This window comes from Sinorhizobium sp., assembly GCF_059070375.1.
In genome coordinates, this window is record NZ_JCACWC010000001.1 from 668229 (window position 1) to 692801 (window position 24573).

Genomic DNA, 24573 nt, shown 5'->3' on the forward strand with positions numbered 1-24573 from the left:
CCTGTCAAGCAAGCGATCTCCAGAGTTGTTCGCGCGTCCGCACCTCCGCAGACGCCTCTTCACCGGCGAATCCGGGAGTAATGCGATGGCGCAGAAGCTTTCCCTGTTTGCTCTGACTGGCATGGTCGTCGGTTCCATGGTCGGCGCAGGCATCTTCTCGCTCCCGCGAACATTCGGCGTCGCAACAGGGCCGTTCGGCGCAATCATCGCCTGGTGCATTGCAGGGGGCGGCATGTACATGCTGGCGCGCGTCTTCCAGTCGCTGGCGGAACGCAAGCCCGATCTTGACGCCGGCGTTTTCGCCTATGCCAAAGAAGGTTTTGGCGACTATCCCGGCTTCCTATCCGCCTTCGGCTACTGGATCGGCAGTTGCATCGGCAACGTGTCGTACTGGGTACTGATCAAGTCCACGCTTGGCAATTTTTTCCCGGTCTTCGGTGACGGCAATACTGTCGTCGCAATACTCGTCGCTTCGATCGGTATCTGGCTCTTCCACTTCATGATCTTGAGAGGCATCCAGCAGGCGGCGTTTGTCAACACCGTCGTGACCGTCGCGAAGGTCATTCCTATTATTGCCTTCATCATCATCCTGTTCTTTTTCTTCAAGCTCGACCTGTTCCGGCTCAACTTCTGGGGTGGCGAGGGGATGTCGGAGGCAGGCCTCCTCCAACAAATCCAGGCGACAATGCTGGCGACGGTCTTCGTCTTCATCGGCATCGAAGGGGCGAGCAACTATTCGCGCTATGCTCAGACGCGCTCCGATATCGGAACGGCCACGATCATGGGCTTCATCGGCGTCAGCGCGCTGATGGTACTGGTCACGCTGCTGCCCTATGCGGCCCTGACGCGCCCCGAGATCGCCGCCATGAGCCAGCCTTCGATGGCCGGAGTGCTTGCTGCCGTCGTCGGCCCCTGGGGTGCGGTTTTCATCAGCATCGGGGTGATCGTCTCGGTGCTTGGCGCCTATCTCGCCTGGTCGTTGGTGTGCGCGGAAGTGCTCTACGTAGCCGCGCGCACGGACGACATGCCCCGTCTTTTCGGCACCGAGAATCAAAACAAGGTGCCCGCAGCGGCGCTGTGGCTTACCAACATCATCGTCCAACTGTTCGTCATCAGCACCTATTGGTCGCGGGATGCGTTCGCGCTGATGCTGAACTTGACGAGCGCAATGTCGCTGATCCCCTACATGTTCGTGGCTGCCTTCGGCTTCATGCTGGCTCAACGCGCCGAGACTTACGAGGTCCGGCCGCGTGAACGCACCCGCGACCTGATCATCGCCAGCATCGCCGCCGTCTACACATTTTTCATGATTGTCGCGGGCGGCATCAAGTTCGTCCTGCTGTCGGCTCTTCTGTATGCCCCTGGCACGATCCTCTATTTCTGGGCAAGACGGGAGCGGGGCAAGCGCGTTTTCAACACATCCATCGACTGGCTGATTTTCGCGACTGCAGTCATCGGCTGCATCGCCGCGATCATCGGATTGTCCACCGGCTACCTGACGATCTGAAAAGGAGATTTGCCATGTCTTCTGAAAGCTCGACCCAGCACACTTTCGGCGTGCATTCCGAGGTCGGCCAGTTACGCAAGGTCATGGTCTGCGCGCCGGGGCGTGCTCATCAACGGCTCACGCCGAGCAATTGTGACGCCCTCCTGTTTGACGACGTCCTCTGGGTCGACAACGCCCGGCGCGATCATTTCGACTTCATGACCAAGTTGCGAGACCGCGGCGTCGACGTTGTCGAGATGCACAACCTGCTGGCCCAGACCGTGGCACTTCCCGAAGCCAGGAAGTGGATACTCGATAACCAGGTCGTGCCCAACCAGGTCGGGCTTGAGCTCGTTGACGAGATCCGCAGCTACCTCGAAGGGCTGCCCGACCGGGAGCTTGCGGAAACCCTGATAGGCGGACTTTCGACCCATGAATTCCCCGAGGCTATTGGCGGCGAAATGTTGGATTTGATCCGGGACGCTGCTGGAGTCGCAGAGTATCTCCTTCCCCCGCTGCCTAACACGCTCTATACGCGTGATACCACCTGCTGGATCTACGGCGGAGTGACCCTCAACCCGCTCTACTGGCCGGCGCGTCACGAAGAGACTATTCTCGCCACTGCGATCTATAAGTTCCATCCGGATTTCGCCGGCAAGGTCAATGTCTGGTGGGGCGACCCGACCCTGGACTGGGGGCTCGCCACACTCGAGGGCGGCGACGTCATGCCGATCGGTAAAGGTAACGTGTTGATCGGCATGAGCGAGCGAACGTCGCGGCAGGCGATCAGCCAGCTCGCCGCAACCCTGTTCGAAAAAGGCGCCGCGCAGCGCGTGATCGTCGCCGCAATGCCAAAATTACGTGCGGCTATGCACCTGGACACGGTCTTCACCTTCGCCGACCGCGACTGCGTGCTTATCTACCCCGACATTGTCAACGAAATCGAGGCATTCTCCTACAGACCGGGTGAGAAGCCGGGCTCCGTCGAGCTCCACAGGGATCGTGGCTCGTTTGTCGAAACGGTGCGGGACGCCCTGGGTCTCAAGGAAATGCGCGTGGTCGAGACCGGCGGGAACGCCTATGTGCGCGAACGGACGCAATGGGACAGCGGCGCAAATCTCGTCTGCCTCTCGCCCGGCGTGGTGCTGGCCTACGACCGCAACACCTACACCAATACGCTTCTACGCAGAGCCGGCATTGAAGTGATCACCATTACGGGCGCCGAACTCGGTCGCGGACGCGGCGGTGGCCATTGCATGACCTGCCCAATTACCCGTGATGCGGTGGATTACTGACCAAGATCGGCGGTCGCTGGCCCGGAGCGCCTCTAGCCCTGCCCTGAGAATCGTCTGATCTCTCAGCCCGATTTTCCAGAGATTGGCGCTCTCGCACAAGGAGAAATGCCATGACCCGAAGGACGATACTCCCTCTCACGCTTGCGGTTGTGGCCGCGCTTGCCGGTGGGTGCGCCACCGAACAGAACCAACGCGGCCTGGGCGGAGCTCTGATAGGCGCCGGAACAGGCGCGGTGGCGGGCCAGTTGATTGGAGGGAACACAACGAGCACCGTCGCCGGTGCGGCTGGCGGAGCTCTGGTCGGGGCCGCGGTCGGAACTGCAACGACTCCGTCCTACAACCGTGGCAACTGCAGATACAGACAGCCCGACGGGACAATCATCATCGCAAGGTGCCGATGAAACCTGCCGCCTGGCGCGCCCTGCAACCTTATTCCCGGAAGGCCGTGAACGCCTGCGCGACCGGCACCATTGGGCATTCAGGGTGCGCGCCAGGTTGCCGCTAAGCTTCGCAACTAACGTAAATGGGAGTTAGTCATGTCCAGCCTGATTGCCATTATTTATCCCAGTGAAGACAAAGCCGAAGAAGTCCGACAGCGCCTGATTGGACTGCAGAAAGAATACTTGCTCACATTGGGCGACGCCGTGATCGCGACAAAGACTGACGCAGGCAAGGTCAAGTTGAATCAACTGATGAACCTCACTGCGGCTGGTGCCGCTTCAGGAAGCTTCTGGGGTCTGCTCGTCGGTGTGCTGTTCCTCAACCCGCTGATCGGGGTGGCCGTAGGTGCGGCCTCCGGAGCAATCGGGGGCGCGCTGAGCGATGTGGGCATCAACGACGATTTCATGAAGGAACTTGCCAGAGGTCTTCAGCCCGGCAATGCGGCACTGTTCGTGCTGGTGAAGGAGATGACTGAGGACAAGGTTCTGAAGGACATATCGCCATTTGGCGGCACCATCCTGAAAACCTCACTGGATGAAAGCAAGGAGCAACTGCTGCGGGACGCCTTGCAGAAAGCGAGCGCCGCTTAGACGCCGTTCGCGCTGGTGACGACTGAACCGGACGCGGAGAAATTGGATACTCACATGGCAGGATACGGCGAAAACTTCAACCTGATGAAAATGAAGCTAATCGGCTTCGCGAGTATCATTATTGGTTTCCTCCTCGCGGCGTCCGGCTACCGATATGGCTCGTTCGGAATTGGATTGGCAGGAGTAGTCCTTCTGCTCATCGGTATAGCTTTCATCGCGGGCCACGTCCTTCGCCGAAATGAACGGCGATAGTGCGATCTGCCGCCCGGCACTGCAGGCGCAAGGTCCGTACAGACGGTCAATCCGCCCGCGGATCGATGCGCCGACGTCTTTGAAGATTTGCCGACGATCGCACCGCTTCTCGGAGCATAGTGTTTGCAACGAGCAGCCGGAGTCACGAGGAAGCCATGGCATCTTACGACACCATGCCGGTCAATGCAGGTGGCGACCCGAGCGGCCCCCCGCCTTCTGTTCGGGTCGTCCTTGGCGGCGTAATGCTTCTGGCGGGACTGGTCGTCCTGGGGGATGTGGCGTTTGCACCAGTCGTCACTCCGGCCTTCGTCGGAACCGCCGCCATCTTGGTTGGCGTGTTCGAAATCGTATATGCCTTCTGGGCGAGACGATGGGGTGGCCTGTCATGGCAAACGCTGCTCGGATTTTTATATATCGCCCTCGGCTTAATGCTAACCGACGTCGCCGGCTCGGGCGTGATGGAAGTCCTCACGAACATGGTGGCCCGCTCAGGGCGCACACAAGACTTGCTGCAAACCTACACGGTCGGCCTGCTGTTCATCCTCTCGGGCGCCGTCAGGATCTTGCTCAGCATTAGCCACTGGCGTGAGGCAGGATGGCCTATGATGCTGTCGGGAGCGTTCGGGGCCGGCGCGGGACTTGTCGTCCTGGCCGAGTTCCCGAAGACGGGCCTTTGGCTCCTTGCACTCTTGCTGGGGATCGATTTTCTGGCGCATGGCGTGGCTTGGCTGAGATTTGCATTTTTCCCCCGGCCGGACAAAACTGGAAACAATCAGGCATCGCCACCCACCTGACTGCCGGGACGGTATCGGCGCGATCGTAATCGCTTGACCCACATAGCATGGCCGACGATGACGACCGCATTATCCGCTGGGCGTCGAAGCGTCGGTTGCGATCTCCAGACCGAACAATTCTGAAAGCCACTTGCTGGACGGATGCTGGTTGCAGAAGGTCAGCAACGCGATCGTTATCGGCACGCCGATGAAGGCGCCGAAGATCCCCCATAAGTAACCCCACAAGAAAACGGAAAACAGGACCATGACAGGGGACATTGACAGCGCGCTGCCTGAGGCTCGTGGCTCGATATAACTGCCCACAACGAACTGAATGAGGTTCAAGCCCGTAAAGACAATCAAGACGGTCTCCACAGTCCCGAACTGGATAAGAGCAAAGAGCGTCGGGAACAGGGTGGACACAAGCGGCCCAAGAAAGGGGATGTAGTTGAGAGCGAACGCGATAAAGCCCCATTCCTCGGCGAGAGACAGCCCGACAGCGCGGGTGAAAATCCAAACCAGAAGCCCGGTGACGACACTCATCACGGTCCTGATCATCATGTAGCGGCGAATCTTCATAGCGGTTTGTTGGCTGCCACGAAGAAACCATGTACTGCCCGTCCGGTTTCGCATGGCCTCGAGCCTGCGCCCGAAAGCCTCCACCTCCATCAGCCCGAGCAGGACATAGACGAGCGCGATCAGCCAGAAACTCAAGGTGCTGTTAAGCCGGCCGCTTACGGCCTGTACAGTACGCACGATCCAGCCAACGCTGAAGTTCTCTGACCAGAGCATGCCAACCGCTACGCCGTGTTCCTCGAGCCACAGGCGAACCTGATCGTAGAGCTGCTGAAAACGCGCTGCATCCGCGATGAACCACCGGCCGACATGCCCGAATGCCCAGGCTATGAGCCAGCCGAACGCGACGATGGCGAGCACGACCAAGAGGAAGCTGATGATGAGCGCCAAGTGGCGAGGGAGCATAGCCTGCAAGCGGCACTGCGTCGGCCACACAAGCGCGATGATAAATAGCGCAAAAGCTACTGGGGCAAATATCGAACTTGCCATCGAGAGCATTGCGAGGAGGAGCAGAGTCGCTATCAGAATTTGGGTAGTGTAGATTATCTTCATTCTTGCGGCGGGCATGCACCTACCTCTCAGACGATCTGCTCAGTCCATCAGTAGCATGCGACGACAGCAGTCTTCGGTGGTGCCATCAGGCCGTCGTTTCTCACTGGGCGAGTGTGTTTTTGTAGATCATGCCGTCCTTCATGATGATCTTGAAGCTGTTGGCGGGATCGGCCACCAGGTCGATATTCTCCAGCGGATTGCCTTCGACGAGCAGGAGGTCCGCGAGCGCGCCTTCCTCGATCACGCCGAGCTTTCCCGGATAGGGGTTGCGCTGGCCCGACAGCGCCAGCAGTTCGGCATTGGTCCCCGTTGCCATAACGAGCGCTTCGGAAGGCGTGTACCAACGCACGAGTGAGGCAAGAATTGCTCCTTGTTGCCTCGCCAGTGCACGGGAGAACAGGACATCCGTGCCCCACGCGGTCTTGATCTTGTATTTCTTTGCCAGTTCGTACGTCCTGCCGATACCCGGCCACACCTCATCGGCCTTGGCACGCTCGACCGAACCCTCGCGAAGGCCTGTCCTCATCAATTCCGGAAGTGGCTGCAAGCTCAGCCAAATGTCCTTTTCGGCGATCAGCTTGGCAGTGGCCTCATCCATGAGGAAGCCGTGTTCGATGCACTTCACACCAGCAGCGATAGCCTTCCGGATCGCATCAGGGGTGAAGGCGTGCGCGGCGACGTAGCTGCCCCAATTCTCGGCGATTTCCACGGCGGCCCGCAATTCCGGCTCGGTAAAGGTGGTGACGTCGAGCGGGCTGAAGGGTGAAGACACCCCGCCGCCCGCCGTCAGCTTGATCAGAACGGCGCCTTGCATGAACTGCTCGCGGACGCGCAGACGCACCTCGTCGGGGCTGTCCACGACCATGGCACCCCCGCTCGTCTCCATCGGGGTGAGCAGGCCGCCCGTCCTCCTTGGCAGGTCGGTGAGCTGGCGGAAATCGCCATGCCCGCTGGTCACCGTGATCATGGCACCGGACGGATAGATGCGCGGTCCGGGGATGATGCCCCGGTCTATGGCCCGCTTGAGGCCGAACGCCGGCCCGCCCACGTCGCGAACGGTGGTGAAGCCGCGCATCAGCGTATCCGTCGCCTCATCGCCGGCCACGATGCTGGCGAAGCTGACGTCGCCCATTGCCTCTGCCGGGGTGGAAGCAGCCAACATCGCATGCCAGTGCGCATCGATCAGGCCCGGCATTAGCGTTCGCCCGTTGCCGGCAATGCGCTCAGCGCCTTCGGCTTCGATGGGGCTTACCGAAATCTCCGCGATAACATTGCCTTGGACCAGAACATTCGACGGCGCTGAAAGAGCAGCACTTTTTCCGTCGAAGATGTGGACGTTTTCGAAAAGCACGTCATCGGCGCTGGCGGTCGCGCAAAGTCCGAGCACGAGAGCCGCCGCAAGCATTTCTCTGCCAGAGCGCAGCAAGGTGAAAACGGGATGCGCAAGAAGGAACAACGCTGCAGGACGGGACGCCGCATGCACGGCAGCCTTACATTGCGTCGACTGCTGCGATCCAGAGGATTTTTGACACATGACGATCATCCCGCTTCAGGAGGAGAGGTGGTCACGCCGCAAGGACAAGTTGTAGCTTATACAATGCAGACGTCAAGAAGCGGTGGTCTCTTTCATAGTACAGGGGGGTTGAAATCTTGGCACGCCAGATCGCCGAAGGAACGGGCAACCGCGCTTCGCCGTCTCACTCATTCCCGACATCGGATACCGACACAGTGTCCACTTGGCAGACCACTTGCTGATCGCAGACTTTCTTGGCGTAGTCAGCCTCCGCCGCCTGGCCGGCGGGCAGTCATGATCCACGCGCGAGAGTCGAAAAATACGCCCTTCGGGGTCATATGCGCCTCAAGCAAGCCGCGCAGCCGCTGCAGTGGTTTGTCCGGCGGTTCATTTGCGGCCGCGAGAGCGTCCTGCACAAGATAAAGGCTGGTGAGTGCATCGAACGCGGCATCGACATCCGATCCATAGAAGACCGGCTCTCGCACGTCCGCAAAGTCGATCGAAGTAAAGCCGGCCGATCTCAGAAGGTCCGCGGCAACCGGAGGATCGCCAAGTGAAAACGGGTCGGCAGCACCTGCGGAAACCGCAATTGCCGGCGCCAGGGCTTGCCGGATGGCGCGCGACCACTCGTTACGCTCCCGGTTCTGCCATACCATCCACACAAGGCGCGCGCCGGGGCGCATGGCCCGGCCGATATTGGCAAATGCCGCCGCCGGATCGGCAAAGAACATCACGCCAAACCGGCTGATGCAAAGGTCGAAACTGCCGGTCGGGAATCCGTGAAATTGCGCGTCGCCCTGCTCGAACATCACATTCCGCAGACCCTCAGCGGCACTCCGTCGCCTTGCCTCCTCAAGCATCTCCGCGGAAATATCCACACCGATCGCTTCGCCTTGCGACGCGGCGCGGGCGGCCTCGCGCGTCGTCTGTCCTGCACCGCAGCCGATATCGAGCACCCGATCATCTGCGCCAAAGTCGGCAGCAACCCGCAGGTGGCGATTGTGTCGCGCCAATTCTGCGTCGTAAAAGTCGGCACGATCCAACGCCATAGCACTCCCTCTCTTTGTGAGGGCTGGTCCGGGAGTTTGATCCTCCCTCCCCTGCACCCCGTTACTCTCGTCTTCCCGTGTAAACCGACGTGGTCATGTTTCTGGTGACAACGCCTGCGAACTCGGTTTCGGCCACTTTCTCCAGTCCGCCGAGCAATCTTTCCCGCTCGTCCTCCGGCAGTGCCGTGACATTCGAGTAGGTCGCGTAGAGGCGTCGAACAGCGGACGGGTCCAGCGACAGGGTCCAGTCTATGAGCTCTGGCTCGTCGGTCGTAAATCCAGCCTCCGCCAAGTCGGCCAGTCGCGCTCCGACATCGAGGCCGTATGGCGTCTGGGTCGTTCCGCCACCGGACGGGCTCGTACGATGGCCCGAGAACAGGTGTGCCGTTGCTCGATGAAATGGGTCGGGCCTGACACCGTCCCCGAACACGTTCCAAATGAGAGCGACGCTACCGCCGTCTCGCAGCAGTCGCTGTATGCGCCGCAGGGCAGGAACGGCATCAATCCAGTGAAACGCCGTCGCACTGACGACGAGATCGAAACTCTTTTCCGGAACTTTCAATTTTTCGAAGGGAGTTTCCACCACTTCGAGCTCTTCCTCGTCCAATCGATCGCGAAGAAACTTTGCTAGCCGCCTGTCTGGCTCTACAGCCAGAAGCCGTTGGGGCCGATCGTCAAGAAGGCGTTCGGTGGCCAGCCCGGTTCCGGCTCCAATCTCGAGGATGGAAATACCGCTTCGGAGTCCCGCGCGCGCTCGTAGCGCATCCCAGACGAGCTCCGGATAGGGCGGCCGGGCCGTGTGGTAATTCTGCGGGTCGAGCCCGAATGCCTCTTTGCCGAAGGAACGGGCAAGGACGTCACTGGCCATGGCGGTCACCGAGTTGCTGACCGTCGAAGCTAGCTGCGAAGACGAAGCCGATCAACGTCGCCCGACGGCGGGAGCCTGACGCTATGCCCTCAACTGCGGTCCAACAAGGCAAGATTGGCCTCGATCGTCTCATCCCCCGGTAATGCCGCACGAGCTTCGAGCAGCAATTTGCGGGCGTTTGCCTTCTCGCCTCGGAGATATTGCGAGTATCCCATGTTGTTGACGATGCGTGGCTGGCGCCCGGCCACCCTGAGCAATTGACTATAGACGCGGTCCGCCAGATCGAACCGGCCGAGGCGGTCATAGCAGGCCGCCAATCCCATCAGCGCCTCGGCGTTGTCCTGCCGCAGCTCTACCGCCTTTCGAAAGTGCTTCTCGGCGAGCCCATAATTGCCGTTCATGAATTGAAGCTTGCCCTGATCGAGATCGGACTTGCTCACGTCTCCGGATGACATCAGAGCGGATGTCGGGTCGAATTCGGCACCCGACAACACCTCCGACGTCTGACAGCTCGAAAGAAGCACAGCGGCGACGATCGCCATGGCCAGTTCCGTGGTCCGGCGTTCTCCTCCCGGACGGCCCAGCACACTGCGGCCGGACTCGCCTATTCTCATCTCCATTCGCTGATCGCCGCCCTCTTGCTACTGCGTCGTGGTGTCGTTCGGATAAGGCTCACCATTTCCCCCGTTCGTCCCGTTTTGCTCCGCGTCCTGCGGCTTATATTGTTCCAGGTCGGCCGGCGTGACCAAGCTGGTCTGCTTGACCCTTGGCGGCCACGGATCGACCATCTGCATCGCGCTATTGGCCGCGATTGCATCGCCTGCGGACAGGGCTATCGTTTCGCTGCGGACGAATTCGTAGCTCTGGCACCCGGAAAGCAGGATCGACGCAAGAAAAAGAAAGCCGTGAAAGCCTTTAGGCCTGCTGCTTCTGCGGATCATTGGAGCTCCAGAAAATGGCCGGAACTCGGTGCGCGGACGACACGCGCCTGCCTCGACGCAGACCGGCCCCTGCCGTTGACCTCCACTTCATCGATATTGCCGAGAAAGAATTCAGATTCGGTCGGTCGTTTCGTTCGATCCGACGGGCTGGCGACCTTCTTGAGGGGATCGATCGGTTTGACGAGATGAGGCGTGACGATGATCACGAGATCGGTCTCGCGGCGCTGGTAAGCTTTGGACGAAAACAACGCGCCGAGAATGGGAAGTTGCCCGAGGCCCGGCACGCGCTGGGTGATGAGATTGTTCTCGCTCTGCAGGAGGCCGGCGATCATGAAGCTCTGGCCGCTCTTGAGATCGACGGACGTCCGGGCACGGCGGACGGAGAAGCCCGGGATCGCGATATTTCCCACCCGGTAGGAGGCGGTGTTGTCGATCGCCGATACCTCCGGCTCGATGTCGAGGGAGATAAGGCCATCGCTGAGCACGGTCGGCGTGAAATCCAGACCGACACCGAACTTCTTATAGCTGACGGTAATGGTTCCGTCCTGCTCCGAGATGGGGATAGGGAATTCGCCGCCGGCCAGAAAGCTTGAGGTCTCACCGGAACGCGCTATCAGGTTCGGCTCGGCGAGGCGCCGGGCCATACCCCTGTCTTCGAGCGCATCGATCGCCACATCGACCGAGTAGCCCTCTCCGATGAGGCTGCCGATAAGCGAGCCGGCCGGCGTATTGGATGTCGCGCGCGGGGAGGAGTTGAACTCGACACTCCCGTTCGACCAGGCATAGGCGGCACTGATCTGGGTTCCAAGCTCCTTGCCGACGTCGCGGTTGATCTCCACGAATCTGACATTCAGCTGTACCTGTTGGGACGACGTGATCTTAATGGAATTGATGACCTCCTCGTCGCCGGCAAAGCGCGATGCGATCTGCTCAGCCTGGGTAGCCGCAACCGCGTCCGTGGCAGAGCCGGAAAGAACGATCCTTCCGTTCGCCGAGGTTACCTTTACGCTCGAGCCCGGCACCGACTGTCGGATCGTCGAGGACAGCAATTTCGTATCGAGCGTCACCTCTATGTCGATAATGCCGACCGGATTCTTTTCCGCATCGAAAATGGTGACGCTTGTCGAGCCCAGTTCATTGCCGAGAATATAGAAGGAACGATCGGTCAGAGGGGTTACGGTCGCAATCTCCGGATCCCCGATGACGATCTCATCGAATCGCTGCACGGCCCTGATCGTGACCGTCTTGCCCTTCGCAACCTTGATTGACCGGGAAAAATTCGACGAGATTTCGACCGAATCGCCGTTTGCCGAGGCCGGGGGACTGGCGCCAATGCCCGTACACAGAGCCACAACGAAGCAGAAGAACGCAAAAAGGGAGCCTCTTGACCTTGTCATGGTTCCTGTGTTCCTCCACGACACTCGGCACAATGTCGCACTTTCGTGACGCTACGTGTTGGCCGTAACCGCCGGGAGTGTTTCGAGAACCTGCCCCAAGGTCAACCAAGAATCCCCCCAACCCACAATAAACACCCAGGAATTTTAAATAAAACCGGCAATTTTTAGTGGCCCGCGCAGCCTGTATTCTCAGGTACTGTATTGGGACCGGAATGCCTCATCGTCCGGTTCCTATCCGAGCCGACCGCTCCGCCGTTCACGGTTCGAGAGGTTTGCGACAAGGTCGCCGAAGCGGTCGCCTTGGACCGCCACATGGCTGCGCAATCCCTCCCGCGCGCCATCCGCATTGCCGGAAAGAATGGCATCGACGATCTCTCCATGTTCCCTGAACGAGACCTTCATGCGGTTGCGAACTCTGAGCTGCAGGCGGCGATAGGGGCGAAGGCGGCGATGGAGGGTAGTGCATTGCTCCTCCAGAAAGCCGCTATGGCTCGCCGTGTATATCGCGCGATGAAAAATCTCGTTCTCGTAATAGTAGCGATCGGTCTCCTCGCTGAGGACCGCTTCCCGGCATTTCTCGTGGGCGGCCAACAGAGCCGCGCTGTCTTCCTCCGTATGCCGGCGCGCGGCAAGAGCACCGGCCATGCCTTCCAGTTCAGCCATGACCTCAAACATTTCGTAGACGCGCTGCGGGGCCGGATCCACGACGACGGCGCCGCGCCGCGGTCTGATCTCGACGAGCCCGATCGCGCTCAGTTGCATCAAGGCTTCGCGGATCGGGGTGCGGGATACGCCGAAGCGCATGGCGAGTTGCGTCTCGTCCAGACGTTCACCCGGCTCGAACTCGCCCGTTACGATGCCGTTCTCGATATCGTCCCGCAGCTTGTAGAAAATGTTCTCGCTCATTCCTTACCGATCCGTATGCAACAACCATTCCTCTTGTATACAAAAATCTTGACACGGTACGCAAGATGGATCCACTCTTACTACCAAGCCGGCGGGAGGCCGGCATGTCAGGGAGGAAGAAATGAGCAGTTTTCAACGGAAGTTGACGACTTCTGCTGTCGCGGCCATCTGCAGCTTGATCGCTTCCACAGCGGGTGCCCAGACCGTGTTGAAGGCGTCACACCAGTTCCCGGGGGGAAAGGGCGACATTCGCGACGAGATGGTGCAACTGATCGCCCGCGAGGTCGCCGCCGCCAATGTCGGCCTCGAAATCCAGGTGTTCCCGGGGTCGTCGCTCTACAAGCCGAACGATCAGTGGAATGCGGTCACACGGGGCCTGCTCGATATGACTTCGTTCCCCTTGGATTATGCTTCGGGCCGCCACCCGGAATTCTCCGCGACGCTGATGCCCGGCCTCGTGGGAAATTTCGATCGCGCCATGCGGCTTAACGATTCCGAGTTCATGGGGGACATCAAGAAGGTCATCGAGGATGCCGGCGCCTTGGTGATCGCCGATGCGTGGCTCTCCGGCGCCTTCGCCTCCAAGAAGAATTGCATCACCTCCCCCGACACGATCAAGGGACAGGTGATCCGCGCCGCCGGGCCGGCCTTCGAGGAGATGCTCGTGGAAGCCGGTGCTTCGATCTCATCCATGCCTTCTTCGGAAATCTACACCGGCATGCAGACCGGCGTCCTGGATGCGGCGAACACCTCGTCGGCGAGTTTCGTGTCCTATCGCCTGTTCGAACAGGCCAAGTGCCTCACTGCGCCGGGGGAAAACGCCCTCTGGTTCATGTACGAACCGGTGCTGGTGTCGAAGCGCGTCTTCGATGGCCTGACGGAAGAGCAGCAGAAGGCGATCCTCGCTGCCGGCGAGAAAGCGGAAGTCTATTTCAACGAAGAGGTCCGCAAGGGCGATCAGGTCATGATCGACACCTACAAGAAGGCAGGCGTCGAAGTCGTCGAGATGTCGAAGGAGGATTACGATGCCTGGCTCGAACTCGCCAAGGCATCGTCCTACAAGAACTTCGCCGCCAACGTTCCCGGCGGCGACAAGCTGATCGAAAAGGCGCTCGCCGTGAAGTAAGGCGGACCGACAGAACGGCGTGCTCCGGCGCGCCGTTCCTTCCAGCGCAACTCGGGGATGATCTGATGCTCAAAGCCTATACACAGGCTGTCGGCAATGCTTCGCGTGGCCTTGCGGCCATTGCGACGGCCCTGCTCATTGCGGCGATGCTCGTCGTCTGCCAGATGATCATGCAGCGCTATGTATTTCGTCAGGCGACGATCTGGCAGACGGACTTCGTCGTGTTTTCCGCGACCGCAGCCATGTTTCTCGGCGCGCCATACGTCTTGCTCAAGGGCGGCCATGTGGGCATCGACGTCGTCGAGATGCTAGTCGGCGACCGCACGCGCTACGTCCTGCGAATCCTCGCCGGCCTGCTCGGACTGTTGTTCTGCGTCGTCATGCTGATTGCGACGTGGATTCAGTTCCATGACGCGTGGGCGGGAAACTGGAAACACTCCAGCGTCTGGGCGCCGCCGCTTTGGGTGCCGCTCGCTGCCCTACCCGTCAGCTTTGCCATGCTGTGCCTGCAATATGTCGCGCAGATTCTGACGCTCCTCACCGCCCCGGCAGTCCCGGAAGCCATAGGTCCCGGCGCGGCCGAACCGGGTTCGGCCCCGGGCGCCGACCGCCATCCACAGGAGATCATTCAGTGAGCCCGACTGTCTCTGGACTGATGATCGTTGCATGTCTTTTCGTGCTGCTGGCAACGGGAATGCCCATCGCCTTCGCCCTGGGTCTTGCCGCCTTCGCAGCGCTCTACATGCAAAGCGGCGCCGGCATTTTCTACGTGCTCGGCGATACGATGTTTTCAGGCATCGCCAATCTGGCCTATGTGTCGATCCCGATGTTCGTCCTCATGGGCGCGGCGGTTGCCTCGTCTCCGGCGGGATCTGACCTCTACACCTCGCTCGACCGGTGGCTGAACCGCATCCCGGGGGGCCTCATTCTGTCCAACATCGGAGCTTGCGCCATCTTTTCCGGGATGACGGGCTCGTCGCCCGCGACTTGCGCGGCGATCGGCAAGATGGGCATTCCGGAGATGATGCGGCGCGGCTATCCCGCTTCGGTCGCGAGCGGCTCCATCGCCGCCGGCGGCACGCTGGGTATTCTCATTCCCCCTTCGGTCACGCTGATCGTCTACGGAATAGCGACCGAGACCTCCATCGGGCGGCTGTTCATGGCGGGCATCGTCCCCGGCATTCTGCTGACGATCATGTTCATGATCTGGGCCGTCATCGATTGCAAACGCAAGGGCTATGAATTCGATGCACGCCTTGTTCGCTACTCGATGAAGGAACGGCTGGCCGCCCTTCCGCGCATCCTGCCGTTCCTGCTGATCATTGCCGGCACGCTCTACGTACTCTATGGCGGTATCGCCACGCCTTCTGAAGCAGCCGGTGCGGGCGCATTCCTGACATTGGCAGTCGTGATCGTCGCCTATCGCCTCTTCCGGTTTCGGCCGGTCGCCGGCATCTTCGGGTCGGCGATGAAGGAAAGCGTCATGATCATGATGATCATGGCTGCTGCCGAGCTCTTCGCCTTCGCGCTGTCGTCGCTGTTCATCACGCAGACTGTCGCGGCTGCGATTGCGGACATGGAGGTCAACCGCTGGGTGCTGATGCTGATCATCAACGTCTTTCTGTTGATTTGCGGCATGTTCCTGCCCCCCGTCGCCGTCATCGTGATGACCTCACCGATGCTCTTCCCGATCGTCACCCAGGCGGGTTTCGACCCCTACTGGTTCGCGATCGTGCTGACGATCAACATGGAGGTCGGCCTGATCACGCCTCCGATCGGGCTCAACCTTTTCGTCATCAATGCCATTGCGCCGCAGATTCCGACGAAGGACATTCTCTGGGGGTCCCTGCCTTACGTGCTCGTCATGTTCCTGGCGATCATTCTCCTCTGCGTCTTTCCGGACATCTCGACGTGGCTGCCGAACCAGATGCTGGGAACCGTCCAATGAGCACGACGTCATTTTTCAGCGACATGCTGCAGAGCATTGCCGAGCGCGGCCGGCGATTCTTGTCGCTCGGTCCGGCCCGGAACGGCGATGTCAATCCGGTCGGCACCATGGAAGCGCTCTGCGACACGCTGCTGTCGAGCCGAGGCGAGGCGTCGGGCATGGCGCTGGCCAAGAACATTCTGGATCGGTGGCAAGGCTTCGATCAGGACAAGCGGTGCGATTTCATGTTGGCGCTGCTCTCTCGTTTCGGCCCTGATATCGAACGGCTGGAGCGGGCGATCGACGCCTATCGCGCCGATCCGACGCCGAAGGCGCTGCTTGAGATGAGCATGGCGGCAGAACCGCGCCGCCAGGAATTGATCCGCAGGCTCAATCTTGCGCCGAACGGCATCGCGACCCTCGTCCGCATGCGGGCGGACCTCCTCGAACTCAAAGCCCAGAACCCCGATCTGGAGGCGGTCGATACGGACTTCGCGCATCTCTTCGGTTCCTGGTTCAATCGGGGCTTCCTGGTGTTGCGGCCGATCAGCTGGTCGACGCCGGCCGACATTCTGGAGAAGATCATTCGTTACGAGGCCGTCCATCATATCGGCGGCTGGGACGAGTTGCGCCGGCGGCTTGCGCCGGAGGACCGGCGCTGCTTCGCCTTCTTCCATCCGCAGCTGGTCGACGATCCGCTGATCTTCGTCGAAGTGGCGCTGACACGCGAAATGCCTTCCAACATCGCGGAGCTGCTGAAGGAGGACCGTGCGCCGATCCGCGCTGCCGACGCGACGACAGCCGTCTTCTATTCCATTTCGAACTGCCAGGAAGGCCTCAGGGGCATCTCTTTCGGCAACTTCCTGATCAAACAGGTGGTGGAGGATCTGCGGCGCGACCTCCCTCGCCTCGACACCTTCGTGACGCTGTCGCCGGTGCCGGGCTTTGCCGATTGGTTGTCGCGCGAACGCCGGGCCGAAACGTCCAACGCCCTATCCGCCGCCGACCGCAGCAGGCTCGCGGTGCTCGACGAGCCTGATTGGGCCGATCAGCCGGAGACCGCAGCGGCCATCCAGCCAAGCCTGACGGCTGCGGCCGCCTGGTATTTCCTCAGGGCTCGCAATCGCAACGGCAAGACCGTCGATCCCGTCGCCCGGTTCCATCTCGGCAACGGCGCACGGCTCGAACGCATCAATTTCCTGGGCGACCGGTCCGAACGGGCGATGCGCCAGGCCCACGGGATGATGGTCAACTATCTCTACAAGCTCGACGACATCGAGACCAACCACGAGGTCTTTGCGACCCGCGGCGAGGTCGTCGCCGCACCCGCCATCCGCCGGCTGGTGCCGGCCGACAGGGGTTCACGCAGCCTCGTTCCAGGTCCGGACGCCTTTCCCCCGGACGTCCGATCAGCCGACGCACCAGGAAGGAAAGGCAACAAGGAGTTCACCTCATGAGCAACCATCTGTTCGACGCCATACGCCGGGCAGCGCGCCCCGACTCCGCCTTCATCCTGACGGCCGACGGCGGCCGCTGGACCTATGGCGACATGCTGGAGCATTCGGGCCGCATCGCTTCCGCGCTCGACAGCCTCGGTGTGCGGCCTGGCGATCGGGTGGCGGTGCAGGTGGAGAAGAGCCCCGAGGCGCTGATGCTTTATCTCGCCTGCCTGCGCGCGGGCGCGGTCTATCTTCCCCTCAACACGGCCTATACGCTTGCCGAACTCGACTATTTCTTCGCAGATTCCGAGCCTCGGCTCATCGTCTGCGGGCCGGCTGCAAAGGAGGGGATCTCGAAGCCTGCCGCCGATCACGGCGCCAAGGTCGAGACGCTGGACGAGAAAGGTGGCGGCTCGCTGATCGACCTTGCCCGGGGCAATGCACCGGATTTCCGCAACGCCGATCGCGGTCCGGATGACCTCGCCGCCATCCTCTACACGTCGGGCACGACCGGGCGGTCCAAGGGCGCGATGCTGACGCATGACAACCTCCTCTCGAACGCCGCCACGCTTCGCGACCATTGGCGCTTCACGGCCGACGACAGGCTGATTCACGCCCTGCCGATCTTCCACACGCATGGCCTCTTCGTTGCATCGAATGTCGTTCTTCTGGCCGGCGCCTCGATGTTTTTCCTGCCGAAGTTCGACGCCAACGAAGTCCTGCGTCTGATGCCGCAAGCAACCGCAATGATGGGCGTTCCGACCTTCTATGTGCGTCTCGTTCACAATCCGGGACTGACGCGCGAGGCAACCGCCGGGATGCGGCTTTTCGTGTCTGGCTCGGCTCCGCTGCTTGCCGAGACCCACAGGACTTTCGCCCAGATGACCGGACATGCCATTCTAGAGCGCTACGGCATGACCGAAACCAATATGAACACCTCCAACCCCTATGACGGCGAGCGCATCGCCGGAACCGTCGGCTTCCCATTGCCGGGTGTTTCGCTTCGCGTCGCCGATCCGGAGAGCGGCAGGCCACTCCCGAAAGGCGAGACGGGAATGATCGAGGTGAAGGGCCCGAACGTGTTCAAGGGCTATTGGCGCATGCCCGAAAAGACGCAGGCGGAGTTCCGCGCCGACGGCTTCTTCATCACCGGCGACCTCGGCAAGATCGACGAGCGGGGCTATGTCCATATCGTCGGGCGAGGCAAGGATCTCGTGATTTCCGGCGGATACAACATCTATCCCAAGGAAGTCGAAACCGAGATCGACCAGATGCCGGGGGTCGTGGAAACGGCAGTCATCGGCGTGCCGCATCCGGACTTCGGCGAAGGCGTCACGGCCGTGGTCGTCCGGAAGCCGGGTGCGACGATCGACGAGCGCGCCATTCTCGATGGTTTGGAAGGCCGGCTGGCGCGCTACAAGCAACCGAAACGGGTGATCTTCGTGGACGACCTGCCGCGCAATACGATGGGCAAGGTTCAGAAGAACGTCCTTCGCGAAACATATGCGCGTCTTTATGCAGGAGCCGTGGCGCGCGCGTAGGCATCGCGCGCACGCCGAGAGATTGCTTCTAATCGGTCAGAGCATTCAAGGTTTCACAGAAACACTGAAATGCTCTAACCATTTGATCCAAAGCACCTCCGGACCGAAAACCGTTACACTTTCCTCATCCCGCTCTACGAGATGGCGAGCACTTCGAGCTCCTGATCGCCGACACTCGCGATGTCCCCGACAGATTTGCCCATAAGAACCCTTGCCACGGGGGACACGTAGGAGATCGAACCGGCCTTGGGATCGGCTTCATCCTCTCCGACAATCCGATATTTCTGCACCCGCCCGTCATCACGGCTGAAGGTGACCGTGCTTCCAAATGCGACCACATCGAATGATGCCGGATCGGAGACGAGTTGAGCCGTTCGAACTCTTTCCGCGAAGTAGCGCAGATCCCGCAAGGGGCCCGCCGCCTGCCGCCGCCGTTCGTTCACGTCCTCGATCGTGCTTGCGGCCTCGTAGGCTTCCCGAGCCTGTTGGAGGTGCAATTCCAGAGCCTTCAATCCCTTTGCTGTGACAAGGTTCGGATGGGGCGAGACCGGCCGGTCAGGCAGCAGTGTTTCCGAGGCCGTTTCGGCACTTTCTTCCTTGATGAAGGCTACGCTCACCGGCGAACTCCGCTTGGACGAAGCGCTCTCTCCTTGGGAGCGATCGCACTCTGTTTTCTCGGAACTATATAGGGCGATGACAGGAACCGACAGTATCGACACATCGAGTTTCTGCTCATTCTCTCGCCGACGGAATAGAAGCCTCGCCGTTCCGTTACTCCCGGGCCATTCAACGGGAGAAGCGGGATGTTAAGTTTCCTAAAGAAAGATCCGCGGGTCATTCAGTTTGTCTGCCATCCGGAAGACGACGGCGTTATCGCGCGGCCGGTACCGGCCAAATCGGTTCTGCCTGATTGGTTCCGCCGGCTGCCGGCGGTCGACAAAGGGCACCTGTCGGCAATCAACAACGGTCTGACCGTCAAACGCTGCATGCCCTTTCTCGATGCCATGACCACTGGCTGGATCCTGCGGATCGCCGCGACGGTGCGCCTTGACATCAAGGATGACGGCCGCAGCGTCGAGGCCGGTTGGGAGTTCGACCGGGTAATGGTCAGCAACCACGGCGCCCATCAGGTGGCGGGAAATCCGAAAGAGCCCTCCCCGCCCTGCAAGTTTCACAATTACTGGTCGATCCGCACGCCGGCCGGATGGAGTTGCCTGTTTCTGCCGCCGCTAAACCGCCCGGGACAGCCTTTTGAATGCGTGGCCGGGATTGTCGATACGGACAGCTATAGCGCTCACATCCATTTTCCGTTCTTCGCGACGGCACCGGATGGCCTTCACGTCGTCGAAAAGGGAACGCCGCTTGTGCAGGTGATACCCTTTCGCCGTGCCGATGCGGCAGTCACAGCGGAAATCCGCGCCGAAACCCGCGCGGAAGCAGTTGAGCGCGAGACGGTCCACCGAAACACCATCGCCGCAGAAGGCTGGTATCGAAAGTCCGCGCGCGCCGCTCGCTAGGGCACTTCCAGAACACGTGTGTAACGGTTTGCCGTCCGGAAGTGCGCAGCTTCAGAGGTTAGAGCGTTTCACCGTTTCCAACGAGACCCTAAAACGCTTTGAAAGGTCCGGTAAAAAAGGCGGGGGCCGGAATGTCGGCCCCCGCTCTCTTGTCGCACCGTCAGCTTTCCCGCAACCTCAGCGCCCTGTGTGCCACAGCTTGCCCGGACGGTACGACCGGTCGGACCGGTTCGAGCTCGAATTGGACGAACGGTTGGAGGATGAGTTCGACGAGCTGTTCGAGGATGAATTGGAGCTCGAATTCGAGGAACTGTTGGACGACGAGTTGGAACTCGAATTGCTCGAGGAGTTGGAACTCGAATTGGATGAGCTGTTGCCGGCGACTATGATCTCGCCGTCGGTTCGGCCGGTCGTCTGGGCGGTTTGCGTCGAAGCGCGCTCCACGCCGGGAAATGAGGAGGTATATTCCCTTGCTTCGGCGGCAGAGCCCACGAGTGCCGCCAAGCCGGCGGCGATTGCCTTGTTCGTCCAGTTCTTTGTCATCTCATCTACTCCTTATGAAAACCGGACCGCTTCTTCGGTCCGCAGGAGTAACGGGCGGTGCGCGCCTCTATTCCATGATCGCGATTTTTGATGCACTCACCGTTGCGCACCTCGGAGTTCGCCGAGAGCTCTAGCCTCTTCCGCCGCCTCGAGCGGCGCCCCTGCATCAATCGCTGTCAGATAGGCGTCGAGCGTTTCCGTGGAAGATGCAGGAGCATAGCCGCCGCTCGCTACGGGTGCGATGACGGCGAAGGTCACACGCCACTCGGCCCCGGTGCGGCAGGCAACCGAAACCACTGTTGAGCCATCGGCCGAGTCCAGCTCGAACTCGCGGCACAGCGCCTGCGCATTGTCACGGAATGTCGCAATCGCCCGGAAGCGTTGCTTGGAACCCGGCAGCCGCCGTTCCTCGCCTGCGGCGACCGTGGCGAGCGCCTCATCAAGCGCGGGGCTGCCTATGGCGGCAACGCGCAAGCCACCTTCGATCGGTGCCTCGACACTTCCCCGCAGCCAATATCCGCCGAATCCCGCAACGACAGCCGCCAGCGAGGCAGCGACGGGAGCGAGCCATCGCCTTCTGTTAGATTCGTTCGCAACGCGGCGTGGGAAAGGCAGGATGCCCGCGCCCGATACAGGAGGTGGCGACGTCTTCTCCGTCACCATTCTTTCGACCGCACGCTTGAGTCCGGAAGGTACCGGCTCATCGAGCAGCGGCTCCATAGCGGTCTTGGCAGCGTGGCGCGTTTCGATGAAGAGCGCCACCCGCGCGACCAGCTCGTCATCCGATTCCATCGCTCGTTCTACTTCGGCGATCGTCCCGGCGTCGAGCTCGCCGTCGGCGAACCGCATCAGTGTCTCGTCGGAGAAGTCCGTTCCTGTCATTCCTTTGTGCCCTTTATTGACTGAGAACGTCCGGTCGACTGTGTTATTCCGGCAGCCTCGGCCAAACTCTTACGTGCCCTCGCCAGTCGGCTCATAACCGTGCCTATGGGAATGCCCATCACATCGGCCGCTTCGCGATAGGATAGCTCCTCGACGCAGACAAGAAGAACCACCTCCCGCTGCTCGTCCGGCAATTCGGTGATCGCCTCCGCGACGGTTTTGAGGGTCAGCCGCGCTTCGGCTTCACGCTCGCCGGATGAACCGGCGATGTCATGACGCTCGGTGATATCGTCCTGCACGCCTGCGGTCTTCTGCCGGCGCACCTGGTCGATCCAGAGATTGCGCAGGATGCGGAATATCCAAGCGTCGAAGCGCGTGCCCGGCTCGAAGCGCTCGGCACTGGCCAGTGCCCGCTCGCAGGCCGCCTGCACAAGATCATCGGCGACATCACGCGAGCCGCAAAGGGAGATGGCAAAGCGGCGCAGATTGGGCAAAAACGCCATGAGGCGTTCGCCGACATCCTTTACCGCACTGCTCATGTCCCGAAACTCCGTAATTGGCTAGAAGAGGGAATAGACCGACGACTCAGCCGTTCTGACACAATCTACAGGTAGCGGTCTCACCGTCCAAAGGAATGCGCTATCCTCCTATCCGCCTGACCTAGCCGATTGAGGTTTTCAGATGCTGACCACGTCGAAACTGGCCCTGCTCGCGCCCATTGCTGCAATCGCACTCTTATCCGGCGACGTCCTGGCTCCCGGGAACATGATCGTGCGTGACGTGCTCGGAACCGGGCTTGCCCTGGCCGACGACGACGACGACGATGACGGTGGGAATGACGGCAACCGCGGCTCGCGCGATTCCGGCCGCTCCGGCTCCTACGGCGCCGGCGCCGGATGGAGTGGCGGCAAGAGCCTGTTTCCATTCCGAGAGTTCCTGCCACGTCGGACCGCCCCGCGGCGCTCGCGCGCAGCCGCACCCGCCGCACCCATACGAGCGCCCGATGAGATCGTCGGGCTGGGTTTCAGTTCGACGGAACTCGGCGGGTTGGCGGCCGCAGGCTTCGAGCTCCTCGAACGGAACACGATGGCTTCCTTCAACGCCGAGGTGATCAAGCTTCGCATTCCCCAAGGCCTGACACTGGAAGCCGCTCGGCAGCAGGCCCGCGCCCTGGCGCCTCAAGCGGTGATCGACTTCAACCATTATTTCCGGCCGGAACAGCATCCCGATGCCCCGTGCGTCGAAAGCGACTGCCTGGCACGCGACGTGATCGGCTGGCCCTCGGCTCAAACCTGGCCTGGCACTTGCGCGGCAGGCGTGCGCATCGGCCTTGTCGATACGGCGATCAACCCCGATCACATCGCATTCGAGGCTCGCAACGTAGAGATCGTCCGCCTCGTCGACGAAGAACTGCCGGAGTCCGGCAGGCAGCACGGCACCGCTGTCGCGGCCTTGCTCGTGGGCTCAGCCACGAGCCGCACGCCGGGCCTGATACCGGGTGGCAAGCTCATCGCCGTGGACGCGTTTCACCGGGCGGGGCGGCAAGACGACCGCTCCGCCGCCTTCGATCTGGCGCGCGCACTCGACCTCCTCGTTGGGCGTCAGGTTCAGGTGGTCAATCTCAGCCTTGCCGGCCCGCCCAATCTCCTGCTCCAACAGGCGGTCAAAAAGGCGGGGGAGCGCGGAACCATCATGGTCGCCGCCGCGGGCAATGACGGTCCGAGAGCCAAGCCCGTCTATCCGGCTGCCTATGAAGAGGTCATTGCCGTCACCGCGACCGACAGGCGCAAACGGCCCTACCGGCGCGCCGGACGCGGGGAGCATATCGACTTCGCCGCCCCTGGCGTGGCGGTCTGGACAGCAGCTTCGGTCAGCGGCGTGCGTCCGAAGACTGGAACCTCTTTCGCCGCCCCTTTCGTGACCGCGGCGGTGGCGATGATGAAAGCATCTGAAGCGGACCTCGCTCCGGAATTGCTCCGCGACAGGCTGACCGGACACGCCGAAGATCTCGGAGAACCGGGAAAGGATCCCGTCTTCGGCTGGGGTCTGTTGAACGCGCGAGCGATTTGCACGACGAAGTCCTGAGCTAAGCAGCGTCGTCCGGTGCAAGACATGCATGGGAACGGCCAAACCCACCGACCGGCCACTCGCAACAGCCGCGCCATCCTCGCTGTGTGAAGACGCTGCGGCGTTGCGAGGCTGATGTGCCTGGCTTTTCTTGCGGGCGCATTGAATACTTGGTGATCCCGTGCGACTTTCGAAGCGCATAATGGGAGCCTCTTCCGTGAGGTAGCTCTACGTTCACTGGCGGCCGGGCAGGTGATTTCCCAATGTCGGCCGCTTGCGGCCCAAATCCGAATGTTTCCAAGCGAAAGGACCAGGCAATGGCGAAGAATACGATTTGCCTATGGTACGATAAGGACGCCGAGGCTGCCGCTCGTTTCTACTGTGAGATCTTTCCTGACAGCGCGGTGCGTGCCGTGCACCGCGCACCCGGTGACTACCCCGCGGGCAAAGAGGGCGACGTGCTGACGGTCGACTTCACCGTTGCGGGCATTCCCTGTATCGGCCTCAACGGGGGGCCCGCATTCAAGCACAACGAGGCTTTCTCCTTCCAGATCGCCACCGACGATCAGGAAGAGACCGATCGCTACTGGAACGCCATCGTCGGCAATGGCGGCAAGGAAAGCGCCTGCGGCTGGTGCAAGGACAAATGGGGAATTTCCTGGCAGATCACTCCGCGCGTACTGACCGACGCGATGGCCGCCGGCGGCGACGAGGCAAAGCGAGCGTTCGAGGCGATGATGGACATGAAAAAAATAGACGTCGCTGCAATCGAGGCGGCGCGGCGCGGTTGATGCTCCACCGGACTGCGACCCGGTTTGCGGCAAAAGCGTCCGCGTGTCCCTGTGCAGACGCTCGGACCGCCAGTTAGCTGAGCATTTCACTGTTTCATAGA

At 61.1% G+C, this 24573-nt stretch carries 25 protein-coding genes; 14 read left to right on the plus strand and 11 right to left on the minus strand.

Annotation, left to right across the window (positions count from 1 at the left end; translation table 11 throughout):
• The first annotated feature begins 85 nt into the window (after positions 1-85).
• The 5 genes from AC5J09_RS03275 (at position 86) to AC5J09_RS03295 (ending at position 4858) form a co-directional block, all read left to right on the plus strand.
• Positions 86-1507 carry a basic amino acid/polyamine antiporter gene (locus tag AC5J09_RS03275; protein WP_102762076.1) on the plus strand — a complete coding sequence of 474 codons (1422 nt, stop codon included), beginning with the start codon at positions 86-88 and terminating at the stop codon, positions 1505-1507.
• Between the two features lie 14 nt (positions 1508-1521).
• Positions 1522-2781: an arginine deiminase gene (gene arcA / locus AC5J09_RS03280; RefSeq protein ID WP_102762074.1), complete on the plus strand. Its 1260-nt coding sequence runs from the start codon at positions 1522-1524 to the stop codon at positions 2779-2781.
• 110 nt (positions 2782-2891) lie between these two features.
• Positions 2892-3182 (plus strand): YMGG-like glycine zipper-containing protein, encoded by a 291-nt coding sequence (locus tag AC5J09_RS03285; protein WP_102762072.1) that lies wholly within the window; start codon positions 2892-2894, stop codon positions 3180-3182.
• 135 nt (positions 3183-3317) lie between these two features.
• Positions 3318-3812 carry a DUF1269 domain-containing protein gene (locus AC5J09_RS03290; RefSeq protein ID WP_275598172.1) on the plus strand — a complete coding sequence of 165 codons (495 nt, stop codon included), beginning with the start codon at positions 3318-3320 and terminating at the stop codon, positions 3810-3812.
• Positions 3813-4219: 407 nt separating this feature from the next.
• Positions 4220-4858, plus strand: coding sequence for an HdeD family acid-resistance protein (locus AC5J09_RS03295; RefSeq protein ID WP_102762069.1), 639 nt, complete (start codon positions 4220-4222; stop codon positions 4856-4858).
• Between the two features lie 69 nt (positions 4859-4927).
• Here AC5J09_RS03295 and AC5J09_RS03300 read toward each other — a convergent pair whose 3' ends face one another.
• The 8 genes from AC5J09_RS03300 to AC5J09_RS03335 all read right to left on the minus strand — a co-directional run bounded on the left by AC5J09_RS03300 (position 4928) and on the right by AC5J09_RS03335 (position 12639).
• Complete coding sequence (locus tag AC5J09_RS03300) at positions 4928-5980, minus strand: AI-2E family transporter (RefSeq protein WP_102762067.1); 1053 nt, start codon at positions 5978-5980, stop codon at positions 4928-4930.
• A gap of 85 nt (positions 5981-6065) precedes the next feature.
• Entirely contained in the window at positions 6066-7370 is a 1305-nt protein-coding gene (locus tag AC5J09_RS03305; RefSeq protein ID WP_102762066.1) for a metal-dependent hydrolase family protein, read from the minus strand.
• Positions 7371-7741: 371 nt separating this feature from the next.
• Positions 7742-8527, minus strand: coding sequence for a class I SAM-dependent methyltransferase (locus AC5J09_RS03310; RefSeq protein ID WP_494296872.1), 786 nt, complete (start codon positions 8525-8527; stop codon positions 7742-7744).
• Positions 8528-8588: 61 nt separating this feature from the next.
• Positions 8589-9395 (minus strand): class I SAM-dependent methyltransferase, encoded by an 807-nt coding sequence (locus tag AC5J09_RS03315; protein WP_494296873.1) that lies wholly within the window; start codon positions 9393-9395, stop codon positions 8589-8591.
• 89 nt (positions 9396-9484) lie between these two features.
• Positions 9485-10015 carry a tetratricopeptide repeat protein gene (locus AC5J09_RS03320; RefSeq protein WP_494296874.1) on the minus strand — a complete coding sequence of 177 codons (531 nt, stop codon included), beginning with the start codon at positions 10013-10015 and terminating at the stop codon, positions 9485-9487.
• A gap of 21 nt (positions 10016-10036) precedes the next feature.
• Positions 10037-10336 (minus strand): hypothetical protein, encoded by a 300-nt coding sequence (locus tag AC5J09_RS03325; RefSeq protein WP_102762064.1) that lies wholly within the window; start codon positions 10334-10336, stop codon positions 10037-10039.
• Positions 10333-11733: a type II and III secretion system protein family protein gene (locus AC5J09_RS03330; protein ID WP_494296875.1), complete on the minus strand. Its 1401-nt coding sequence runs from the start codon at positions 11731-11733 to the stop codon at positions 10333-10335. Before AC5J09_RS03330 ends, AC5J09_RS03325 begins: the two co-directional genes overlap by 4 nt.
• 231 nt (positions 11734-11964) lie before the next feature.
• Complete coding sequence (locus AC5J09_RS03335) at positions 11965-12639, minus strand: GntR family transcriptional regulator (protein WP_494296876.1); 675 nt, start codon at positions 12637-12639, stop codon at positions 11965-11967.
• A gap of 121 nt (positions 12640-12760) precedes the next feature.
• On the opposite strand from AC5J09_RS03335, the gene AC5J09_RS03340 reads away from it, so the two are divergent.
• From AC5J09_RS03340 to AC5J09_RS03360, 5 genes are all read left to right on the plus strand, one after another.
• Positions 12761-13765, plus strand: coding sequence for a TRAP transporter substrate-binding protein (locus AC5J09_RS03340; RefSeq protein ID WP_100673556.1), 1005 nt, complete (start codon positions 12761-12763; stop codon positions 13763-13765).
• Positions 13766-13830: 65 nt separating this feature from the next.
• Positions 13831-14400 (plus strand): TRAP transporter small permease subunit, encoded by a 570-nt coding sequence (locus AC5J09_RS03345; protein ID WP_494296877.1) that lies wholly within the window; start codon positions 13831-13833, stop codon positions 14398-14400.
• Entirely contained in the window at positions 14397-15713 is a 1317-nt protein-coding gene (locus tag AC5J09_RS03350) for a TRAP transporter large permease (RefSeq protein WP_494296878.1), read from the plus strand. The genes AC5J09_RS03345 and AC5J09_RS03350 overlap by 4 nt, the downstream gene beginning before the upstream one ends.
• Positions 15710-17149, plus strand: coding sequence for a malonyl-CoA decarboxylase (locus AC5J09_RS03355; protein WP_494296879.1), 1440 nt, complete (start codon positions 15710-15712; stop codon positions 17147-17149). Before AC5J09_RS03350 ends, AC5J09_RS03355 begins: the two co-directional genes overlap by 4 nt.
• Positions 17146-18672: a malonate--CoA ligase gene (locus AC5J09_RS03360; RefSeq protein ID WP_494296880.1), complete on the plus strand. Its 1527-nt coding sequence runs from the start codon at positions 17146-17148 to the stop codon at positions 18670-18672. Before AC5J09_RS03355 ends, AC5J09_RS03360 begins: the two co-directional genes overlap by 4 nt.
• A gap of 134 nt (positions 18673-18806) precedes the next feature.
• Here AC5J09_RS03360 and greA read toward each other — a convergent pair whose 3' ends face one another.
• A complete protein-coding gene (gene greA, locus AC5J09_RS03365; RefSeq protein WP_437408492.1) occupies positions 18807-19289 on the minus strand; it encodes a transcription elongation factor GreA in 483 nt (160 codons plus the stop codon).
• Positions 19290-19475: 186 nt separating this feature from the next.
• Here greA and AC5J09_RS03370 point away from each other — a divergent pair, with 186 nt between their 5' ends.
• Both AC5J09_RS03370 and AC5J09_RS03375 read left to right on the plus strand, forming a co-directional pair.
• Complete coding sequence (locus AC5J09_RS03370) at positions 19476-20189, plus strand: DUF6065 family protein (RefSeq protein WP_494296881.1); 714 nt, start codon at positions 19476-19478, stop codon at positions 20187-20189.
• A 241-nt stretch (positions 20190-20430) separates the two neighbouring features.
• Positions 20431-20823 carry a hypothetical protein gene (locus AC5J09_RS03375; RefSeq protein WP_164866950.1) on the plus strand — a complete coding sequence of 131 codons (393 nt, stop codon included), beginning with the start codon at positions 20431-20433 and terminating at the stop codon, positions 20821-20823.
• A gap of 5 nt (positions 20824-20828) precedes the next feature.
• Here the strand turns inward: AC5J09_RS03375 and AC5J09_RS03380 are convergent, their stop codons facing one another.
• Positions 20829-21614, minus strand: coding sequence for an anti-sigma factor family protein (locus AC5J09_RS03380; protein WP_338279916.1), 786 nt, complete (start codon positions 21612-21614; stop codon positions 20829-20831).
• Entirely contained in the window at positions 21611-22153 is a 543-nt protein-coding gene (locus AC5J09_RS03385; protein WP_494296882.1) for an RNA polymerase sigma factor, read from the minus strand. Before AC5J09_RS03385 ends, AC5J09_RS03380 begins: the two co-directional genes overlap by 4 nt.
• 142 nt (positions 22154-22295) lie before the next feature.
• Between AC5J09_RS03385 and AC5J09_RS03390 the strand changes: the two genes are divergently transcribed.
• Together AC5J09_RS03390 and AC5J09_RS03395 are read left to right on the plus strand one after the other, a co-directional pair.
• On the plus strand, positions 22296-23699 hold the full coding sequence (locus AC5J09_RS03390; RefSeq protein ID WP_494296883.1) for a S8 family serine peptidase: 1404 nt from the start codon (positions 22296-22298) through the stop codon (positions 23697-23699).
• Positions 23700-23998: 299 nt separating this feature from the next.
• A complete protein-coding gene (locus AC5J09_RS03395) occupies positions 23999-24472 on the plus strand; it encodes a VOC family protein (protein ID WP_102762054.1) in 474 nt (157 codons plus the stop codon).
• The last annotated feature ends 101 nt before the right edge of the window (positions 24473-24573 follow it).

Excerpts from the sequence above, each read along its gene's own strand:
- AC5J09_RS03275 (WP_102762076.1), top strand. The coding sequence starts at position 86 with ATGGCGCAGAAGCTTTCCCTGTTTGCTCTGACTGGCATGGTCGTCGGT.
- arcA (WP_102762074.1), top strand. The coding sequence starts at position 1,522 with ATGTCTTCTGAAAGCTCGACCCAGCACACTTTCGGCGTGCATTCCGAG.
- AC5J09_RS03285 (WP_102762072.1), top strand. The coding sequence starts at position 2,892 with ATGACCCGAAGGACGATACTCCCTCTCACGCTTGCGGTTGTGGCCGCG.
- AC5J09_RS03290 (WP_275598172.1), top strand. The coding sequence starts at position 3,318 with ATGTCCAGCCTGATTGCCATTATTTATCCCAGTGAAGACAAAGCCGAA.
- AC5J09_RS03295 (WP_102762069.1), top strand. The coding sequence starts at position 4,220 with ATGGCATCTTACGACACCATGCCGGTCAATGCAGGTGGCGACCCGAGC.
- AC5J09_RS03300 (WP_102762067.1), bottom strand. The coding sequence starts at position 5,980 with ATGCCCGCCGCAAGAATGAAGATAATCTACACTACCCAAATTCTGATA.
- AC5J09_RS03305 (WP_102762066.1), bottom strand. The coding sequence starts at position 7,370 with ATGCTTGCGGCGGCTCTCGTGCTCGGACTTTGCGCGACCGCCAGCGCC.
- AC5J09_RS03310 (WP_494296872.1), bottom strand. The coding sequence starts at position 8,527 with ATGGCGTTGGATCGTGCCGACTTTTACGACGCAGAATTGGCGCGACAC.
- AC5J09_RS03315 (WP_494296873.1), bottom strand. The coding sequence starts at position 9,395 with ATGGCCAGTGACGTCCTTGCCCGTTCCTTCGGCAAAGAGGCATTCGGG.
- AC5J09_RS03320 (WP_494296874.1), bottom strand. The coding sequence starts at position 10,015 with ATGGAGATGAGAATAGGCGAGTCCGGCCGCAGTGTGCTGGGCCGTCCG.
- AC5J09_RS03325 (WP_102762064.1), bottom strand. The coding sequence starts at position 10,336 with ATGATCCGCAGAAGCAGCAGGCCTAAAGGCTTTCACGGCTTTCTTTTT.
- AC5J09_RS03330 (WP_494296875.1), bottom strand. The coding sequence starts at position 11,733 with ATGACAAGGTCAAGAGGCTCCCTTTTTGCGTTCTTCTGCTTCGTTGTG.
- AC5J09_RS03335 (WP_494296876.1), bottom strand. The coding sequence starts at position 12,639 with ATGAGCGAGAACATTTTCTACAAGCTGCGGGACGATATCGAGAACGGC.
- AC5J09_RS03340 (WP_100673556.1), top strand. The coding sequence starts at position 12,761 with ATGAGCAGTTTTCAACGGAAGTTGACGACTTCTGCTGTCGCGGCCATC.
- AC5J09_RS03345 (WP_494296877.1), top strand. The coding sequence starts at position 13,831 with ATGCTCAAAGCCTATACACAGGCTGTCGGCAATGCTTCGCGTGGCCTT.
- AC5J09_RS03355 (WP_494296879.1), top strand. The coding sequence starts at position 15,710 with ATGAGCACGACGTCATTTTTCAGCGACATGCTGCAGAGCATTGCCGAG.
- AC5J09_RS03360 (WP_494296880.1), top strand. The coding sequence starts at position 17,146 with ATGAGCAACCATCTGTTCGACGCCATACGCCGGGCAGCGCGCCCCGAC.
- AC5J09_RS03370 (WP_494296881.1), top strand. The coding sequence starts at position 19,476 with ATGTTAAGTTTCCTAAAGAAAGATCCGCGGGTCATTCAGTTTGTCTGC.
- AC5J09_RS03380 (WP_338279916.1), bottom strand. The coding sequence starts at position 21,614 with ATGACAGGAACGGACTTCTCCGACGAGACACTGATGCGGTTCGCCGAC.
- AC5J09_RS03385 (WP_494296882.1), bottom strand. The coding sequence starts at position 22,153 with ATGAGCAGTGCGGTAAAGGATGTCGGCGAACGCCTCATGGCGTTTTTG.
- AC5J09_RS03390 (WP_494296883.1), top strand. The coding sequence starts at position 22,296 with ATGCTGACCACGTCGAAACTGGCCCTGCTCGCGCCCATTGCTGCAATC.
- AC5J09_RS03395 (WP_102762054.1), top strand. The coding sequence starts at position 23,999 with ATGGCGAAGAATACGATTTGCCTATGGTACGATAAGGACGCCGAGGCT.